Origin of the sequence: Mycobacterium sp. (assembly GCF_049683355.1) — a bacterium.
Classification (GTDB): Bacteria; Actinomycetota; Actinomycetes; order Mycobacteriales; family Mycobacteriaceae; genus Mycobacterium.
The window spans coordinates 1-18,858 of the sequence record NZ_JBAUJB010000197.1; the positions used below are offsets into that span (position 1 = coordinate 1).

Below are 18,858 nucleotides of genomic sequence, written 5' to 3' on the forward strand. Positions count from 1 at the left end.
GTCACGGCCCGGCCGCCAGCCCGAGCAACGGGGAGCCGCCCGGGTCCACCGGCAGCACCCGCCCGTCGCCGTCGGCCATCCCCAGCTGCGCCAACCAGGCCTCGAACTCGGGGGCCGGGCGCAACCGCAGCGCCTTGCGCGCATAGCGCGTCGTGGAACGACAGGCTCTGATAGCCGAGCATCACGTCGCCGGCGCCGGGCACGGTGATTGCATCGGGATCTCGAAGCGCTGCCTGATGTCGTCGAGCAGGTGCAGCAGGTCCGAGGTGTGCTGCGGGGAATCGGTGGCCGGGTTGATCCCGATCACCGCGTCGCCGCAGCCCATCAGCAGACCGTCGAGGGTGGCCGCGGCGATGCCGCGCGGATCATCGGTGGGGTGGTTAGGCTGCAGCCGGGTGGCCAGAGTCCCGGTACGCCGATCGAGGTCCGGAACGCCGCGCTGACCGTGGTGGCGGCCGCGACGGCGATCAGGTCCTGGTTGCGCATGATCTTCGGCACCGCGGCCACCATCTCCGGCGTCAAACCCCGTGCCACCGCCGTGATGTGTTGCGCACTCTGCGGCTCCGACGCGGTGGCGAGCAGCCAGTCACGCAGCCCACCGACCGTGAGGTGCGAGACCGCCGAGAACGCCTCCCGGTCGTGGGTGTCGATGATCAGCCGGGTGACGTCGTCGGTCTCGTAGGGGACCAGCTCCTCGGTGAGGAACGTCGACAACGGCAGATCAGCGAGAACCCATGTGTCGCCTTGGCCATCACCTCGACGAGGCCGTCGAACTGATAGGTGTGGCCCGAGACCTGTTGGCTGTAGGTCACCTCACCTCAGCTCGTCCTCGGCGGCGGCCAGCGCGGCGAACTCCTCGTCGGGAGAGTTGGCGACCAGGTGGTGGCGGCTGTACAGGCCGAAGTAGGCCATGAACGCGGCGAACACGATCAGGCAGCCCAGCGCGGCGACGTGATCGACCAGGAACGTCGCAATGACAGCGATCACCGCGATCACCAGGGCGAACCCGGTGGTGACGACACCGCCCGGGGTGCGGTAGGGACGGTGCATCTCGGGTGCGCGCACCCGCAGCACGATGTGGCTGACCATCATCAGCACATAACTCAGCGCCGCCCCGAACACCGCCATGTTCAGCAGCAGCGCGCCCTGGCCGGTCAGGGACAGCGCAAACCCGATGATGCCGGGCACCACCAGCGCCAGGGTCGGCGCCTTGCGGGAGTTGGTCACCGACAGCACCGTCGGTAGATAGCCGGCGCGCGACAGCGCGAACAGCTGCCGGGAGTAGGCGTAGATGATCGAGAAGAAGCTCGCGATCAGTCCGGCCAACCCGATGTAGTTGACGATCTTGGCCATCGTGCCGTCGCCCAGCGCCTCGACGAGGGGGTTGCCGGACTCCGACATGGCGGACGCCCCGCCCGCGCCGGTGGTCAGCACCAACACGGTCACGCAGGTGACCAGCAGCACGGCCATCGCCGCGATGATGCCGCGGGGCACGTTGCGTTCCGGGTTGGCGGCCTCCTCGGCGGCGAGCGGAACACCCTCGATCGCCAGGAAGAACCAGATCGCGAACGGGATCGCGGCCCAGACGCCCAGCATGCCGAACGGCAGCCACTCCGAGGCTCCGGCGGCGTCGGTGACGGCGATGTCGGTCAAATTGGCCGAGTCGAACTGGCCGATCGCCGAGATCGCGAAGACGACCAGACCGACCAGTGCGATGCCGGTGATCACGAACATCACCTTCAGCGCCTCGCCGACCCCGGACAGATGGATCCCGATGAAGACCGCGTACACGAACAGGTAGATCCACCAGCCGTCGGTGATCCCGAACAGGTTCAGCGATTCGACGTAGGCGCCGATGAAGGTGGCGATGGCCGCGGGGGCGATCGCGTACTCGATCAGGATCGCGGTGCCGGTGGCGAATCCGCCCCACGGGCCGAGGGCGCGACGGGCGAAGGTGTAGCCACCGCCGGCCGCCGGTAGCGCCGAGGACATCTCGGCCATGCCGAGGACCAGGGCCAGGTACATGCCGGCGATGATGACGGCGGCGATGGCCAGGCCACCGAACCCGCCCTCGGCCAGACCGAAGTTCCAGCCCGAGTAGTCACCGGAGATGACGTAGCCGACCCCGAGGCTGGCCAGCAGGATCCAGCCGGCGGTGCCGGTCTTCAGTTGCCGCTTCTGCAGATAGGCTTCCGATTCCCGGTGCTCCTCGACGCCGCGCCTGGGATGCGTGCTGTGTCTGTCGCCACTCATCTGATGAGACTCCCGTTCGAAGGTGTGAGTGATCACACTATGCCCCACGAAGCGCGGTTGGCGTTGCATTCTTCGCCGAAGTTTGTTGTGTCACAACAAATTACCGGGAGAAGTGCGGGCAGGGCTGCCCGGAGCGACGACGTCGTCGCGCTCGGTGGCGAGCGAGGCGCGCGTGTCGGCGATACGCCCTCGCCGAATCTGCCGAGCATCCGGGCTGAAGATCTAAAGGTCGTTCTGACAACCTTTAGCGGCAGCCTATTGGCTCTCCTCGGGGTTGTCCAGTCCTGTCCCGCTGTAACAGCGGTCTTCGGGCGTTCGATAGATCGCACATACCGGTTTGCAGACTTCGAAGGGGTCGCCGTGCGCGCAGTGCTGGGACTGTCTGTGACTGCTGACGAACTCGCCTGGGTGCTCGTCGACTCCGGCGAGAGCTCTGTGCTCGACCACGACGCCCTGCCGTATGACGCCGAGATCGCGGGCGCGGCGGCGCGCGGCGCGCAGGCCATCGCTCAGGCGTGCGGGTACGAACTCGACGGTGTCGGGGTGACCTGGAGCGAGGACATCACCCGCGAAGGTCTGCGGTTGCGGTCCCGGCTGGGTTGTCTGGGGTTGCGCGACGCCGAAGCGGTTCCGGTGGCGACGGCCACGGTACTCGGTGGACAGGTCGGCGACGTGGCGCCGCGGCTGGGGCCGGCTTACGGCGCCGCGCTCGCCGTGGTCACCCCCGGTGCGGCGATGACACTGGCTGTGGCACAACCGGTTTCCGAGCGCCTACGCACCCCTCGGCGACGAACCGTATCGGCTGTGCTCGGCGTGGCCGCTGCAGCGATCGTCGGCGCGCTGTGCCTTTCTGCCGGCGCGGCGCCACCGGTCGAGCCCGCCGGGACGGTGGCCGAACCGCCTGTGCCGCCCTCCGACTCGGGATGGGTCTCGGTGCCGGCGCCGTCGGGTCCGGCCGCCGACGTGGTGCGCAAGGTCGTCGCCGCCGGGCCGACGCCTGGTCCGGACGCGCCGGTTTCGACGCCGCCGACCGACGCCGAGATGACAGAATTGGTCAATGTGTTCACTGCGTTGCCCTGAACGCGTACGGTCGACCCGTGACACCGGTATCCCAGGTTGCCCTTTCCCCTGATCACCTCGTCGGACTGGCGCGCGACATGCGTGAGCTGGTGCGGGGCGAGGCCGGCGAATCCGAGCGCAATCGCACGATGACAGCCGCGACCGTCGAGGCGATGTGGTCCACCGGTCTGATGTCGGCATTCAACCCCACCGCAGCAGGCGGGGTCGAGCCGTCGTTCGCGGAGATGATCGAGACGTGGATCGAAATGGCCTGGCAGGACGGATCGTTCGGCTGGGTGGGGATCGCCAACCTGCCGTCTGCGTTCGCCGCCGCCACCTATCTTCCCGACGACGGCTTCGCCGAGGTGTTCACTGCCAACAACAACCACGTCACGGTGGGCGGTCAGTTCTTCCCGAACGGGCAGGGCGTCGCGGTCGACGGCGGCTACCGGCTGACCGGGTCGTGGAGTTTCGGCTCGGGCACCGGACATGCCGAGTACGTCGCGGCGGGGTTTCTGCCGATGACCGACGGCGAGATCCGCTGGGTCAGTGAGGGCGTGCCCGACATGCAGGTGGCCGTCGTCCCGCGCAGCCAGGTCACCTTCAAGGACGGCTGGCATGTGCAGGGGCTCAAGGGCACCGGGTCCTACGACTACGCCCTCGACGATGTGTTCGTCCCGCAATCGCGCACGTTTGCGTTGTTCACCCGCGAACCCATGCGAGGGAGCTCACCGGCGACCCGGATAGGGATGATGCCGGTGACCGCGGCAGGTCATGCCGCGTGGGCACTCGGGGTGGCCAAGAGCATGCTCGACGACGTGGCCGAGCTGGCGGAGACGAAGTTCCGGATGAGCGACATGGCTGCACTGGCCAGCCGTCCCACGTTCCAGAAGGGCCTGGCCCACCATGTCGCGGCCTGGCGGGCGGCGCGGCTGCTGGTCCTCGACGCGTTCACCACGGCCGAGGCGGCTGTCGCCGGGGGCGGCGAGCTCACCCCGACGTTGCGTGCGGACATGCGGGTGGCGGCGGTGTTCGCCACCGATACCGCCCGGGGTTGTGCCGAGTGGGCGCACCTGGTCGCAGGCACCTCGGCGATCCGCGAGGGCACTCGCCTCGAGCGGGCGTTCCGTGACATCTACACCGGCACCCAGCACGCCTTCATCAGCGAGAAGGTGGCGATCGACGCAGCGCAGATCTGGCTGGGCATCGTCGAGGACCAGTTCGGTCTGTGACCGGGGGGCCGGCCGGCGCGATCAACGCGCGACAGGCCAGTGCCACACCGACATGTCGCCGGGCGGATAGTTCATGCACACGTCGGTGGCGTGGGCCACGACGCCCTTGTTGTTGAAGAAGATCTTCGCCCAGTTGCCCCAGCGCGTCGCCACCTGCTCGTAGAAGACGTTGGTCGCGGTGTTCTCGGAGTACTGGCGACGTCCCACCGGATCGAGCGAGAAGAACCAGTGGATGCGGTCGAACGCAGCCTGCTGGACGTCGGCAGGCCGGTTGCTCCGGTCCAGCATGTACCGCTCGTAGTACACCGGGCTGGTGTCGCGCACCGCTGCCAGATACTGCTCGACATCACAGGTGGTGTGGATGATGCGTCGCGGGATCGGATAGTCGTCGGTGGAATCGGCTGCCGCCGGGCCGGCGGCGCCCAGAAACATCGCGGCTGCTCCGAGGAACCCGAGGCTCACCCGCGCGACGCGACTCTTCAGTCCGGTCATCTTCACTCCCTGCGTCATCGTTCGGTTTGGCATCGTTCGGTTTGGCATCGCTCGGTTTGGCATCGCTGCGCTCATCGGATCAGCCGCCGCCCGTCACCGGGTTCGATGTCAGCATGAGGAAGCCGCCGTTGATCCACACGCCCCAACGCCCGCCCCAGGCCGAGTTCCACACCACGGGCTGCCCGTTCCAGGACTCGGCGGGCTTCGGAGGTGCCCAGGCGGGTGGCTGTTCGCCCTGGACCGGTGCCGGCGGAGCCGGCTGTGCGCTCGCGAGGCCCGAGTGCATGATTCCGAGGGCCAGCCCGCAGGCGACCACCACACCGGAGACCGCAGTCCTGATCAAAGTCATCGAGTCATCCCTGCGTCAGCGCTGAGCCTGCTGCAGGACGGGCAGCCTGTCGGGACAATACGTGCGCAGTCCCGCGGCCAGGAACTGCCACGCCTGCTCGGTGGTGGCGTTCTTGTCCAACTGGTTGTGGACGAAGTCAGCCGCCTCGTAAGCGTCGGCGTCGACGTTTGTGGCGAGACGTTTACACGTGATCTTGCCGATCCAGGCGTTGTAGTCCTTCTGGCCGTAGATGCCGTACGTGTGCAGTTCGTCGGCGAACGCGGTGTCGGGGTCGGCCGACGCGGGCGCGGCCAACCCGAGCCCGAGCCCGAGCCCGAAGGTCAGCGTCGCGATTCCTACCAAAACCCGCTTCATGGCCTCGCTCCCTCTGCTGGATCTGTCTGCAACCGTTCAGGTTTTGGCCACGGTGCCGGCACCGGCCTGGTGCGCACCCGTTGCGGCCACCAGAACCACGGCCCCATCAGCGCTGCGATGGACGGAGTCATGAACGACCGGATCACGAGGGTGTCGAACAACAGACCCAGCCCGATCGTGGTGCCGACCTGGGCGATCACCGTCAGCTCGCTGACCACCATCGACATCATGGTAAACGCGAATACCAGCCCAGCGGCGGTTACCACCGTGCCGCTGCCGCCCATCGCGCGGATGATCCCGGTGCCCACGCCTGCGTGAATCTCCTCCTTGAGCCGCGACACCAGCAGCAGGTTGTAGTCCGCGCCTACGCCCAGCAGCACGATCACGGCCATCGCGAACACCATCCAGTGCAACTCGATGCCGATGATGTGCTGCCAGATCAGGATCGACAGACCGAACGACGCGCCCAGCGACACCACCACCGTGCCGACGATGACCGCGGCCGCGACCACGGCGCGGGTGATGATCAGCATGATGATGAAGATCAGGCACAGCGCGGAGATGCCGGCGATCAACAGGTCGTAGTTGTTGCCACTCTGCATGTCCTTGAACGTGGCCGCCGTCCCGCCGAGATACACCTTGGAGCCCTCCAGCGGAGTGCCCTTGATGGCCTCCTTCGCGGCGGTCTTGATCGCCTCGATCTTCTCGATTCCCTCAGGGGTCAACGGATCACCCTCGTGGGCAATGATGAACCGCACCGCGTGCCCGTCGGGGGACAGGAACTGCTCCAGGCCGCGCTGGAAGTCCTTGTTCTCGAATATCTCCGGCGGCAGGTAGAACGAGTCGTCGTTCATCGAATCGTCGAACGCCTCGCCCATGGCATCGGCGTCCTCGGACATCGCGGCCATCTGGTCCTGCTGGCCCTTCTGGCTCTGGTACATCGTGAGCATCATCGTGCGCATGGTCTTCATGGTCTCGACCATCTCGGGCATCAACGCGACCATCTGCGGCATCAGCTCGTTGAGACGCCGCATTTCCGGCAGGATCTCTTTGAAGTCGTCGGTCATCACGTTGATGCCGTCGAGGGTGTCGAACACCGAACGCATCGCCCAGCACACCGGAATGTTGTAACAGTGCGGTTCCCAGTAGAAGTAGTTGCGGATCGGCCGGAAGAAGTCGTCGAAGTTGGCGATGCTGTCGCGCAGTTCTTCGATGTCGAGGTACATCCCCTCCATCTTCTGCACCATGTTGTTGGTGATCGCCGCCATCTGCCCGGTCAGGTTCGACATCTTCTCCATGGTCGCGATGGTCTCGTTCATCTCATCGGCCTGGACCAGCATGTCGGCCATCCGGTCCTGCATGTACTTCTCGTTGAGCCGCTGGGTGGTGCCCTGCATGCTCATCTGGAACGGGATCGACGTGTGCTTGATCGGTTTGCCGTCCGGGCGGGTGATGGCCTGGACCCGCGCGATGCCCTCGACGCGGAACAGCGCCTTGGCGATCTTGTCGATCACCAGGAAGTCGGCTGAGTTGCGCAGATCGTGGTCACTTTCGATCATCAACAGTTCCGGGTTCATCCGGGCCTGGGAGAAGTGCCGGTCGGCCGCGGCGTATCCCGCGTTGGCGGGCAGGTCGGCAGGCAGATAGTTGCGGTCGTTGTAGTTGGTCCGGTAGCCGGGCAGGGCGAGCAGTCCGACCAGCGACAGCGCGACGGTCCCGACCAGGATGGGGCCGGGCCAGCGCACCACCGCGGCGCCGACCTTGCGCCAACCCCGGACGCGCATCGTGCGTTTGGGCTCCAGGATCTTGCCGAACCGGGTGACCACGCTGATCATCGCGGTCATCAGGACGACACCGGCCAGAACCACGACGAACATGCCGATCGCCAGCGGGACGCCCATGGTCTGGAAGTACGGCAGCCGGGTGAAGCTCAGGCAGAACGTCGCGCCGGCGATGGTCAGACCCGAGCCGAGCACCACATGCGCGGTGCTCTCGAACATCGTGTAGAACGCGGTCTCTTTGTCCTCACCCGCTTCGCGTGCTTCCTGATATCGCCCGGTCAGGAAGATGGCATAGTCCGTCGCCGCAGCTATCGCGAGCGTCACCAGCAGGTTGGTGGCGAACGTGGAGAGGCCGATGATCTCGTGATAGCCGAGGAACGCGACCACCCCGCGGGCGGCGGTCAGCGACAGCACGACCATCACCAGCGTGACCAGCACCGTGACGATCGACCGGTATACCAGCAGCAGCATCACGATGATGACCGTGAAGGTCGTGAGCTCGATCAACCGCATGCTGCGGTCGCCGGCGATGTGCTGGTCGGCTGCCAGCGCGGCTGGCCCGGTGACGTAGGGCGTCACCCCCGGCGGTGGTTCGAGGCTGTCGACGATGTTCTGGACCGACTCCACCGATTCGTTGGCGAGCGCCTCGCCCTGGTTGCCCGCCAGTTTGACCTGAACGTAGGCGGCTTTGCCGTCGGTGCTCTGCGAGCCCGACGCGGTCAGCGGGTCACTCCAGAAGTCCTGCACCGACTGCACGTGGGCGGTGTCGGCCTCCAGCCGGTCGACCATCTCGTCGTACCAGGCGTGCGCCTCGTCACCGAGAGGTTCCTCGCCCTCGAAGACGATCATCACCGAGCTGTCCGAGTCACCTTCCTCGAACAGCTCGCCGACCTTCTTCATCGAGATCATCGACGGGGCATCGTCGGGGCTCATCGAGACGGCCTGCATCTGGCCGACGGTCTCCAGCTGCGGCACAACGATGTTGACCGCGACGATGAGCGCCACCCAGCCGAGGATGAGGGGAACCGCGAACGTCCGGATCATCCTGGGGATGAGCGGGCGCGACCGCTGCCGGCCGGGCGGGAAGGAATCGGTGGGCGCGTCGCTGACCGGGGTACTCATGCGGACTTCACGAAGCAGAAGGTCTGGGCGTTCAAGCCGTCAGTGGTCCTCTCATCCTCGAGCTCATCGTCGACGTAGATGCGGCAGGTGATGGTGCTGCTGTCTCCCTGGGCGACGATGTTGGGGGCGGCCGACGGTTCGGTGGTGCTCAGCGTGAGCGACCACGGCAGCGCCGCGCTGTCGACCCGCTGCGGCTTGGCGTCGAGATCGAGGTAGTTGATGTCGGCGTAGGATCCGTTCCCGGAGATCTCGTAGCGGACCTCTTTGGGGTCGAACGGTTCAGGCAGGTCCGCGAAGTTCCGGGGCGTCTCGATGATGCCCTCCGAACCGAAGAAGGTCCGGATCCGGGAAACGGTGAGCCCGGCTACGACCACCACGACCACGATGAGCAGCGGCAGCCAGACGCGTTTGAGGACACCGATCACGTCTGCTGCACCCGAACCTCAACACGCAATTTCGACCCCATGGTTTTGTGACTGAATGTTCTGCCGATCGTAACTTAGCCGGTTTAAGTTCTCACCCAGCCACAGGTTACCTCAAGCGATTGTGGCGCTGCTAACTGTTTGACCGTAGCGCGAGCCAGGTCACTCGAATCCGGCGCGGCCACCCTTGACCACCGGTCGCGCCCGCTGCTAGACATGGCCACAGCTTAATGCTGAGCGGTCGCCCAACGGCACTGTCGACCGCAGGCCGACGAGGAGCGTGCGCGATGGCGGATCCAGCTCAGCCGACGGTGTACTACGACCCCTACGACGTCGGGATCACCGCCGACCCGTACCCCACGTACGCGCGGCTTCGCGACGAAGCGCCCCTGTACTACAACGGCCGCTACGACTTCTGGGCGCTGTCCCGGCATGCGACGTCGAGCAGGCACTGTCGGACTGGGAGACGTTCTCCGACAGCCGCAGCGACATCCTGGAGCTGGTCAAGTCCGATTTCGACATGCCCCAGGGCGTGATGATGTTCGAGGACCCGCCGGTTCACTCGATGCTGCGCGGGTTGATGGGGAGGGTATTCACGCCGCGGCGGATGGCCGAGATCGAGGACCAGATCCGCCGCTACTGCATCAACTGCCTCGACCCGCTGGTCGGATCCGACGGGTTCGATATCATCGCCGAGCTGGCCGCGATGATGCCGATGCGGGTCATCGGCATGCTGCTGGGGATCCCGGAGTCAGAACAGATATCGGTGCGCGACGCCAACGACGCCAATCTGCGGACCAGACCGGGCACGCCGATGAAGGTGCGCAACCCGGACAAGATCGTCGACGGCAGCATCTACGCCGAGTACGTGGAGTGGCGGGCGGCCAACCCCTCCGACGACCTGATGACTGCGCTGCTCGAGGTCGAGTTCGACGATGAACACGGCAGGCGGCGCAAGCTGACCCGCACCGAGGTGCTGCACTACACGCAGGTGGTCGCAGGGGCGGGCAACGAGACGACCGGCCGGCTGATCGGATGGCTGGCCAAAGTGCTGGCCGAGTACCCCGCACAGCGCCGCGAGCTGGTCGCCGACCGGTCGCTGCCGCTGCGGGAGGTCGACGAGACACTGCGGTTCGAACCCACCGGCCCGCACGTCGCCCGTTATCTGGCCCGGGACTTCGACTACGACGGACGAACCGTTGCGGCAGGGTCGGCGATGCTGCTGCTGTTCGGGGCGGCCAACCGCGACGAGCGCCGCTACCACCGGCCCGACACGTTCGACATCCACCGGGACAACATCAGCCACCTCACCTTCGGCAAGGGCGTGCACTACTGGCTGGGCGCGAACCTGGCGCGCCTCGAAGGCCGGGTTGCACTCGACGAGCTGCTCAACCGCTGGCCGGAGTGGGACATCGACCACGAGACCGCGCGGCTGGCCCCGACGTCGACAGTGCGCGGCTGGGAGTACCTGCGGGTTCTGATCTGAACCTCTCAGGTCGGTGCAGCTAGGCCTCCGGGGACGCGGTGTCCTCGGCCGGGTCGGGCGCGTCGAGAACGCTGACGGCGATGCCGTAGGGCAGGAAACGGACGCGGCGCGCGGGGTCGGTGTTGTTCTTGTTCGCCCGCAACGCGTCCAACTCGGTGGGATACACCTGGTCGATGTGGGCACCACCGTCATCGTCGACGGTGTAGATCGCCCAGACGCCGTCTCCGGTCTCGCCGGTGGTTTCCGGCCGGGTGCGGGGCCGCGCGCCCCGGGTGAACTCGTCGAACAGCATCGACCAGCCGGCGCGTTCGCCGGAGGTGTTCACGAACCTGCCGAGACCGTCGAGCGCCTCCCGCAGCCCTTCACCTGCCTCGCGGACGACGCGGTCGAAATCCTCGGGGTCGAAACCGAACGGCCCTCCGGAAGAACTGCTGCTCATGGTGGTCCCTCCTGAACGGCTGTGCCCACGCACAGCGGATACTGACCAGTGTGCCCGCGTGAGCAGAAGTAGTCGACTGCCGTACAGAAGAAGTGGTAGGCAACCATATGCCCATCACACGAGCGGACCTGTTGGCCACTGCACAGCGATCGCTGAGCACGGCCGCAGCACACGACCGCGACGGCTGGATCGGGATGTTCACCGCCGACGGCCGGGGTCGACGATCCGGTGGGTTCGGCACCACACCGGGACCACGTCGCCATCGGGCACTTCTACGACACCTTCATCGGGCCCCGCGTGATCGCCTTCCACCCCGACGTGGACCTGGTGGTCGGCACCACCGTGGTGCGCGACCTCGAGCTCGAGATCCAGATGGCCGCCTCGCTGACCATGCGGGTGCCCACCTTCATCCGCTACGACCTGCGCGACGATCACCACGAACTGAGAATCGCCGCGCTGTCGGCGTACTGGGAGCTGCCCGCCATGATCGGGCAGTTCGTCCGCGGCGGGCTCGGCGCCGTTCCCGCCGGGCTCGGGCTCGGCAGAACCATGTTGGCCAACCAGGGCCTGTCCGGCAGCCTCGGCTTCCTCACCGGATTCCGCGGGCTCGGCACCGGCGGCAAAGCGCTGGTCGCCCGCTTCCTCGACGAAGCCTGCAGCGGCGACGAGATCGGCGTGCGGCGGCTGGCTGCCGACATCCCGATCACCCGGGGGGACGCCCCCGCGATGACCACTTCCGACCTGGTCAAGCACCTCGCCGGTGGGGCCTGGAGCAAACTGATCCGGTCCGGACGCGCCGTCGCGGCACGCGTCGACCACGACGGGGGCCGCACCGTGGTTGTCGCAGACCTGCGGTCGGACCGGGTGGCGATCGGCCGGATCCGGATCTTCGGCGAGAGCGCGCGACGGTGAACCGCCGGCGCGCGACGGACATCCCGGATTCGGCCACGTTGTCGCGCTCCGCGCCGCGGGCGTGAGAACGTAGCAGCACCATGGAATCTGCTGACTACGTCACCTACGAGGAGTTCGGGCGCCGGTTCTTCGAAGTCGCCGTGACCGAGGACCGAGTGGGCGGCGCGATCGGCGCGATCGCCGGTGACGCCTTCGAGATGGGCCCGATCGCGCAGGGACCGGGCAAGATCGCCAAGGTGACGGCCAAGGTGCGGATTCTGGCGCCCCGCGTCAAACGCGAGGTCGGCGATTCGATCACTTTCGGCATCCGCATCCCGTTGGAGATCGACATGGTCGTCGACCTGCGGATCGACAAGCCCAAATTCATGGTCTTCGGTGAGATCTCGCTGCGCGCCACCGCCAGGGCTGCCGAACCCCTGCTGCTGATCCTCGACGTGGAGAAACCGCGCGCCTCCGACATCTCCATCCACGTGACGTCCAAATCGCTGCGTGCTGAGGTGGTTCGCATCGTCGGTGGGGTGGACGCCGAGATCAGACGGTTCATCGCCGCCCATGTCGCCGGTGAGATCGACAGCCCCGAGTCGGTACAGGCCAAGGTCATCGATGTCGCCGAGCGCCTCGACGCCGCCTGGACCGGCATCTGAAACGGCCAGGCGGTCACCCGCTCCACTGCGAGAGCAGCGGTCGCCGGGGGTCGCGGCCCGCACCTCCGGAATGGCCGCGCAGGCGTTGCCACAGCCACGGCGCCAGCATGTTGCGCGTCCACAACATCTGGAAAAACACCTGCGAGTACGAGCGTGTCCGCAGGGACGGCGGGGCCGCCGCGGGACCCCGCGCCGCCCAGTCGTGGCTGCTGCCGGGCAGCCCGAGAGCCTCGGCCGCAGCAGCGGCGAATAGCTCGTGGCCCTTGCTGGACCCGTGGACCCGGTCCGGACTCCAGGTCTCCGGCTGGGACATCGACGGCGCGTGGTAGAGGTCCACCAGCCGAAACCCGTACCGGTGGGCGGCATCACGGATCTCGGCGTTGATCCGCAGCACCCGCCCGGCGAGCAGCCGCCCGATCGGCAGGATCCTGGCCAAGTCGGGGAACGTCGGCGTCACCACCGTCGCTCCCGATTCGGCCAGGTCCAGATGCAGATCGTCGAGATGGGCCAGCGCGCGGTCGAATCCGCGCCCGGGCCGGGTCACGTCGTTCATCCCGACACAGACGGTGATCAGATCCGCACCCATGGTCATCGCCTCGGGCAGTTGATCGTCGAGCACGTCACGGATCTGTTTGCCGCGCACCGCCAGGTTGGCGTACTGCAGGCCGGGCCTGTGAGTGTCGAGCAGAGCGGCCAGCCGATCGGCGAAACCGACCACCCCGACAGTGTCGTCACCGTCTCACAGTCCCTCGGTCTGGCTGTCGCCCAACGCGACATACCGCGAGTACCGGAGCACAGCTGGCACTGTAGCCGTGCGCCACCGCGGCCGCCTCCGGCTATCGTGCACCCGTGGACGAAGTGCACACATGCCCAGGCTGAGCGCCGGACTGCTGCTCTACCGCGACACCCACGGCCCTCTCGAGGTGCTCCTCGGCCACCCGGGCGGCCCGTTCTGGGCGCGCAGAGACGAAGGCGCCTGGTCGATCCCAAAAGGTGAGTACGCCGAGAGCGAGGATCCGTGGACAGTCGCGGTGCGCGAGTTCACCGAGGAGATCGGGAAGCCGCCACCGGCCGGGGACCGGATCGATCTCACCCCGGTGCGTCAGCCCGGCGGAAAGATCGTCACCGCGTTCGCCGTCCGTGGTGACCTCGACCTCGAGGGTGCGTGCAGCAACACCTTCACGCTGGAATGGCCCAAGGGATCGGGCAACGTCAGGGAGTACCCGGAGATCGACCGGGTGGCGTGGTTCGCCGTGCCGACGGCTCGGGAGAAGCTGCTGAAGGGGCAGCGCCCGCTGCTCGATCAACTCCGGGATGCGCTCGGACACGACGGACCGCAGGTGTCTCGATCGCGTTGATCGTCAAGGCGCGGCCGTGGATCCGCCAGCCCCGGGGTGTCCGCGCATACTCGTCGTCATAGCGCAGGTGCCACACCACATCCGTGGCCGACGTCCCCGTCACCGTCCAGTGGTGGGCGATACAGGTGATCCGGCCCAGCCCGTAGTCGGCGTGGTCGCCAGGGGCATACACCTCGCCGACGATCGCGTGCTCGGTCCGGGCGACCTGTGCCAGCGCCGACATCGCGGTGCGCACGCCGGCGCGCCCGTGGTGCAGGCGCACCGGCTCCAGGGAACGCGGGGGATCGGGGAGGCGCAATTCCGCTGTGTCGGTGAACAGTTCGACGATCGTAGACCATCGACCAGTCGACCTGCAGCCGGCGTGCCAGATCCAGCATCGGGAGGATCGGCGTGATGCCGATGCCGCCGGCGATGAACCGGAACCGCCGCGCCGGGGAACCGCGGCCGGGAACGGTGAGCGGAAAGGCGTTGCGTGGGCCGTGGGTGTGCACGGTGGCGCCCTCGGGCAGCGCGTCGTGGACCTCCATCGACCCGCCGCCCCCGTCGGGAATGCGTCGCACCGCGATCCGGTAGTGATCATCCGACGGGTCTCCGCACAGCGAGTACTGCCGGACCAGGCCGCTGGGCAGGTGGAGTCGCGATGCGCACCGGGATACCAGCGGGGAGCGTCCGGCCGCGGGCGGCGGTCAGAGTCAGCTCGATGACGTCCTGGTCATGGGCCACGACGCGGCGGCGCGCCACGTTCAGCGTCATGGTGTCGGCGCCCCCGCTCGGAGGCCGGATCCGCCGTACCGCCGCAGTGCTCGCGAAGATGCCCGACAGCGCCGCGCCCGCCAGACCCAGCGTCGGGTCGTGCCGGGTGCGGCCCGACGCGCTCGGCGGGGTCTTCAGGGATGTCTGCCGGTAACGTTCGAACACCGGCATCACATGTGCGCCGCGCGCGCCGCGGGGGAGGTCGCGAGGTAGGCGACGGCCTGTGCGGTGGAGCCGAGTTCCTCCGGCGAGTAGCCGGGCCGGAAGTACGCCAGAGTGTTGGAGCCGAACAGCGCCCGGTAGCGGGGCAGCAACCCGAGCTTGGAGTCACGCATCCGGAGCCGGTTGAACTTCCACAAACTGGTGGTGGCCGTGGGATCGGTCTTCACCAGGTACCACGCGGCACGCTGGAAGAACACGAACAGCATGACCGCCGCGGTGGCCATCGCCCGCACCCGGCTGAAGTAACTGTCGTGGAAGTACATCGCGACGTCGTGGGCCACGCTCCGGTGCTCGACTTCCTCGCTGCCGTGCCAGCGGAACAGGTCGACCAGCGTCGGGTCGGCGTGGTGGTCGTCCCATGCGCAGTTGAGCGAGAAATCGCCCATCACCGCGGTGTAGTGCTCGATGGTGGCGATCAGCCACAGCCGCTCGCAGAGGTGGTTCAGCCGCCGGGCCGGGTCGGAGGTCTCCGGCGGAGCCAGCACCTCGGTGAAGACGTGCTCGACCTGGGCGAGGATCGGTGCCGGGTCGACCCCGTGCTCGACCATGAAGGTGTGCAGGATCTTCTCGTGCACGTCGGCGTGGGTGGCCTCCTGGCCGATGAAGCCGCGAATGTCGTCCGCCAGCTTGGGGTCCTTGACCAGTGGCAGCGCCTCGTTGAAGGTTTCGACGACCAGCGCTCCCCGGCAGGCAGCACCAGGTTGAGCACGCTGACGACATGAGAGGCCACCGGATGGCCCGGGATCCAGTGCAAAGGGCTGTCCGCCACGTCGAAGTGCACCTTACGAGCCTGGATCTGTACCGGACCTGGATCGATCTCGTCTTCGCATCGGCGTGAACGCAACATCTGCGGATTCTGTTCGTCGTCACTCTTCGCGAGTTTACGACGTCGGAGTCCGGTTAGTGGGAACGCGGGTCCCGGATAGCTGTCCCGGGGTGCGGGATCAGCCGAGTGGTTGGCCGGGGATCGGGGGACCGCCCTGGATCTGCGGGGGCGCACCGGCGACGGGTCCTCCTGCTCCCGGGGCGCCGGCGATCGGCACCAACGGCGTCGGGGTCACCGTCGTGACGCCGTTGGCGCCGACGGTGGGGCCACCGGTCGGGCCCTGAGCTTTGATGATGTCGGCCGCTTCCTGCGTGCAGTCGAGATTCAGCAGCATCCGGCCGCCGCTGGTCATCTTCTGCGAGTCCACCAGGCAGTTGAACTGGGGGAGCACGCTGCCGGTCGATCCGCCGAAGTACGCCTTGACTCCCTGGCTCTTGAGGATCGCCAGCGCCCGGCCGTACTGCTCGCCGGTCACGTTGTACGGCGATTGCTGCGAAGGCTGGGAGATCGCCACGCCGGCACCGATCAGCGCGGCCGTGCCGGCGGCGACCAGCCCACCGCTGAGCACGAGGGCTTTTTTCACGACGAGCTTCCTCACGACAATAATCTCCTCGCCTCGGGTGGTGCGGTGCGAACATATCGCAGCGGTGTCGAATGTGAAACCGCTGCAGAAGTCCCAGGCGTTACACCCGGGCCGTCACACCGGGGGCTTGACCGCGGCCCTCATCGCCTCACACAGCGCTGCGGCACGCGGATCGGTGAAGACCGACTCGAGCAGGATCTGGCGCCCGTCCGGGTCGCCGAGCGGAACCCGCCAGTTCGGATACTCGTCGGTGGTGCCCGGCTGGTTCTGGGTGCGCACCTCGCCGACGGCGTCGGCCAACGACAGCGCCAGCAGCCGAGACGGGGTACGACCGAGGTAGCGGTGCAGGGCCAGCACGACGGCGTCCATGTCGGTGCCCTCGCCGGCGTCTCCGCCGGTGTCGTCACCGTCGAGCAGCCCGACCCGGCGGAGCTCGGACATCCAGGCTCGCTGCTGGGCTCTGTCGCCGGCGAGCTCCTCGTCCGCGGGCCGGGTCAGTAGCCCGAGCTCGTCGCGCAGCCGGACGTGTTCGCCGGCAAGGTACCCCCTGGTGGGTGGCAGATCGTGTGTCGTGACGGCCGACAGGCAGTTCTCCCGCCACCGCTCCGCGGGCAGCGGTCCGCCGGCGCCGTCGCGGTCCATCTCGAACCACAGGATCGACGTGCCGAAGAGGCCGCGGTCGCTCAGGTAGTGACGGACCCACGGTTCCACGGTGCCGAGATCCTCCCCGACGACGACCGCGCCGGCGCGCTGCGCCTCCAGCGCCACGATGCCGATCATCGCCTCGTGGTCGTATCGCACGTAGGTGCCTTCCGTGGGCAACACACCCTCGGGGATCCACCAGAGCCTGAACAGCCCGATGATGTGGTCGATGCGCACCCCGCCCGCGTGCCTCAGGATCGCCGCGACCAGCGCCCGGAACGGTTCGTAGGCCGTCTCGGCGAGCCGGTCCGGACGCCACGGCGGCTGCGACCAGTCCTGCCCGAGCTGGTTGAACTCGTCCGGCGGGGCGCCCGCGGTGACCCCGAGCGCCAGCACGTCCTGCAACGCCCAGGCGTCGGCGCCGTCGGGATCCACCCCGACGGCGAGGTCGCCCATGATGCCCAGCTCCATCCCCGCCTGCACCGCGCCGGACTGTGCGGCCCTGAGCTGGTCGTCGACCAGCCACTGCAGCCAGCGGTGGAAGTCCACCGCCGAGGGTTGCTGATCGACGAACGCGGCGACCTCTTCGGAGCGCGGGTGCCGCAACGCCTCCGGCCACTGGTGCCAGTCGTTTCCGTGGCGCTCGGCCAGCGCGCACCAGGTGGCGAAGTCGTCGAGGCTGCGCCCCTCCTTCTCCAGGAACGCCTGGTAGGCGATCTCGCGGCCGGCCGAGCGCTCGACCTGGTAGATGCTCGCCAGCGCGTCGCGCTTGGTCTTCCAAGCCCGGTCCCGGTCGATCTGTGCGCAGCGATCGGCCCGCATCTGCACCGCTGCCTGCACCTTGCGGATGCGGCCGCGGTGGCGGACGAAGGCGAACTCGGGCACAGCCGCGACCCGCAGGTACATCGGGTTGACGAAACGCCGCGAGGTCGGCAGGTACGGGGACGGTTCCATCGGTGCCGCGGGCGCCGCCGCGTGCAGCGGATTGACCAGCACGAAACCTGCACCGTGGCGGGCCGCCGACCAGACAGCCAGGTCGGTGAGATCGGTCAGATCACCCACCCCCCAAGAGTTCCGGGAACGGACGCTGTAGAGCTGGGTCGCCAGGCCCCAGGCACGACCCGGCCCGAGGCGGGGCGCCTCCAGCGACGACGGCGACACGATGACCGTGGTGCTGACATCCGACGAACCGATCTGCAGGTACAGCCGGTGATAACCGACCGGCAGATCGGCGGGCAGCTCGAAGCTCGCCTCACCGACGAGGCGCCCGTCGAGATCGAATGGCGCCCTGTTGTTCTCGAGCTGGCGCACTCCGGTGCGCACGCTGCCGTCCTCCAGTCGCAACCACAACCTCGCCGGGTCACCGTGGGTCACGTGAACCCAGAAGGGTGTGGCGACGCGGCTGCGGCCGACGATCACCGGAGGAAGTGGGCGGGCCCAGTGGGCGCGGTCGTGTGCCGCGATCGCCGCTGCCCGGTCCTCTTCGGTCCCCGCGGGCACGCCGAGCGCGTCGAGGACGGCGACCAACGTGGTCGGCGCGACGGTGACGGGCCGGCCGGTCCAGTCGGTGTAGCCGGTCGCGACGCCGTACCGGTCGGCGAGTTCGATCAGCGAGTCGGGCAGGTCGACGTCCGCGGCGGCAGCAGGCATGCCGCCAATCTTGCCCCGTCAGCCGGTATCACGGAGACCGGGTTTGGGTAGGTTCGCAGACCATGGCGGCCGAACCGCTCCAGGGCGGCGAGGTGCGCAACGGCCGGGCTCGCCTCGCAGTGGCAGCATTGTTCCTGGCCAAGTCAAGACCACGACGTGCCTCACCTACATTGAGCGCGTAGCCGGTGGTGGTGCCTCACCTACTTTGAGCGCGTAGCCCGGAAGGCTTGCCCGATGTTGGAGGGCAAGATCGATATGGCCGCGAGACGGCAGGTAACC

13 protein-coding genes and 7 pseudogenes are annotated in these 18,858 nt (G+C 67.7%); 6 read left to right on the plus strand and 14 right to left on the minus strand.

The annotated features are described in order from the left end of the window. Position 1: 1 nt before the first annotated feature. Positions 2-812 (minus strand): annotated as a pseudogene (eutB, locus tag WA944_RS11735) (ethanolamine ammonia-lyase subunit EutB). Position 813: 1 nt separating this feature from the next. Further along, positions 814-2,253 (minus strand): ethanolamine permease, encoded by a 1,440-nt coding sequence (eat, locus tag WA944_RS11740; protein ID WP_526368501.1) that lies wholly within the window; start codon positions 2,251-2,253, stop codon positions 814-816. Between the two features lie 39 nt (positions 2,254-2,292). Here eat and WA944_RS11745 point away from each other — a divergent pair, with 39 nt between their 5' ends. Next, positions 2,293-3,333, plus strand: coding sequence for a DUF7159 family protein (locus WA944_RS11745; protein WP_526646973.1), 1,041 nt, complete (start codon positions 2,293-2,295; stop codon positions 3,331-3,333). Between the two features lie 77 nt (positions 3,334-3,410). Further along, positions 3,411-4,544 (plus strand): acyl-CoA dehydrogenase family protein, encoded by a 1,134-nt coding sequence (locus WA944_RS11750; protein WP_526368507.1) that lies wholly within the window; start codon positions 3,411-3,413, stop codon positions 4,542-4,544. 21 nt (positions 4,545-4,565) lie between these two features. On the opposite strand, the gene WA944_RS11755 is transcribed toward WA944_RS11750, so the two are convergent. The 5 genes from WA944_RS11755 to WA944_RS11775 all read right to left on the minus strand — a co-directional run bounded on the left by WA944_RS11755 (position 4,566) and on the right by WA944_RS11775 (position 9,067). Continuing rightward, positions 4,566-5,036 carry a DUF5078 domain-containing protein gene (locus WA944_RS11755; protein WP_526368497.1) on the minus strand — a complete coding sequence of 157 codons (471 nt, stop codon included), beginning with the start codon at positions 5,034-5,036 and terminating at the stop codon, positions 4,566-4,568. A 79-nt stretch (positions 5,037-5,115) separates the two neighbouring features. Next, positions 5,116-5,385: a hypothetical protein gene (locus WA944_RS11760; RefSeq protein WP_526368495.1), complete on the minus strand. Its 270-nt coding sequence runs from the start codon at positions 5,383-5,385 to the stop codon at positions 5,116-5,118. Between the two features lie 15 nt (positions 5,386-5,400). Beyond that, positions 5,401-5,739: a DUF732 domain-containing protein gene (locus WA944_RS11765; protein WP_526368494.1), complete on the minus strand. Its 339-nt coding sequence runs from the start codon at positions 5,737-5,739 to the stop codon at positions 5,401-5,403. Further along, positions 5,736-8,642: an MMPL/RND family transporter gene (locus WA944_RS11770; RefSeq protein WP_526368492.1), complete on the minus strand. Its 2,907-nt coding sequence runs from the start codon at positions 8,640-8,642 to the stop codon at positions 5,736-5,738. The genes WA944_RS11765 and WA944_RS11770 overlap by 4 nt, the downstream gene beginning before the upstream one ends. Continuing rightward, a complete protein-coding gene (locus WA944_RS11775; RefSeq protein ID WP_526368490.1) occupies positions 8,639-9,067 on the minus strand; it encodes an MmpS family transport accessory protein in 429 nt (142 codons plus the stop codon). Before WA944_RS11775 ends, WA944_RS11770 begins: the two co-directional genes overlap by 4 nt. A 284-nt stretch (positions 9,068-9,351) precedes the next feature. Between WA944_RS11775 and WA944_RS11780 the strand changes: the two are divergent. Beyond that, a pseudogene (locus tag WA944_RS11780) lies at positions 9,352-10,550 on the plus strand (cytochrome P450). A gap of 19 nt (positions 10,551-10,569) precedes the next feature. On the opposite strand, the gene WA944_RS11785 reads toward WA944_RS11780, so the two are convergent. Beyond that, entirely contained in the window at positions 10,570-10,989 is a 420-nt protein-coding gene (locus WA944_RS11785; RefSeq protein WP_526368488.1) for an Rv0313 family protein, read from the minus strand. Between the two features lie 107 nt (positions 10,990-11,096). On the opposite strand from WA944_RS11785, the pseudogene WA944_RS11790 reads away from it, so the two are divergent. Then, positions 11,097-11,901: pseudogene (locus WA944_RS11790) on the plus strand (hypothetical protein). Between the two features lie 80 nt (positions 11,902-11,981). Continuing rightward, the gene (locus tag WA944_RS11795; protein WP_526368486.1) at positions 11,982-12,545 is read left to right on the plus strand and encodes a hypothetical protein; all 564 of its coding nucleotides are present in this window, start codon (positions 11,982-11,984) and stop codon (positions 12,543-12,545) included. A gap of 13 nt (positions 12,546-12,558) precedes the next feature. On the opposite strand, the pseudogene WA944_RS11800 reads toward WA944_RS11795, so the two are convergent. Beyond that, positions 12,559-13,341: pseudogene (locus WA944_RS11800) on the minus strand (SGNH/GDSL hydrolase family protein). Positions 13,342-13,411: 70 nt separating this feature from the next. On the opposite strand from WA944_RS11800, the gene WA944_RS11805 reads away from it, so the two are divergent. Beyond that, complete coding sequence (locus tag WA944_RS11805; protein WP_526368484.1) at positions 13,412-13,903, plus strand: NUDIX hydrolase; 492 nt, start codon at positions 13,412-13,414, stop codon at positions 13,901-13,903. Positions 13,904-13,973: 70 nt separating this feature from the next. On the opposite strand, the pseudogene WA944_RS11810 reads toward WA944_RS11805, so the two are convergent. From WA944_RS11810 to malQ, 5 genes and pseudogenes are all read right to left on the minus strand, one after another. After that, positions 13,974-14,201, minus strand: a pseudogene (locus tag WA944_RS11810) (nuclear transport factor 2 family protein); the annotation flags it as partial. A gap of 19 nt (positions 14,202-14,220) precedes the next feature. Further along, positions 14,221-14,827 (minus strand): annotated as a pseudogene (locus WA944_RS11815) (ferredoxin reductase); the annotation flags it as partial. Continuing rightward, a pseudogene (locus tag WA944_RS11820) lies at positions 14,827-15,725 on the minus strand (metal-dependent hydrolase). The pseudogenes WA944_RS11820 and WA944_RS11815, both read right to left, overlap by 1 nt. Positions 15,726-15,822: 97 nt before the next feature. Next, the gene (locus WA944_RS11825; protein WP_526368505.1) at positions 15,823-16,287 is read right to left on the minus strand and encodes a hypothetical protein; all 465 of its coding nucleotides are present in this window, start codon (positions 16,285-16,287) and stop codon (positions 15,823-15,825) included. Positions 16,288-16,401: 114 nt separating this feature from the next. Beyond that, positions 16,402-18,579 (minus strand): 4-alpha-glucanotransferase, encoded by a 2,178-nt coding sequence (gene malQ / locus WA944_RS11830; RefSeq protein ID WP_526368482.1) that lies wholly within the window; start codon positions 18,577-18,579, stop codon positions 16,402-16,404. Positions 18,580-18,858: the final 279 nt, after the last annotated feature.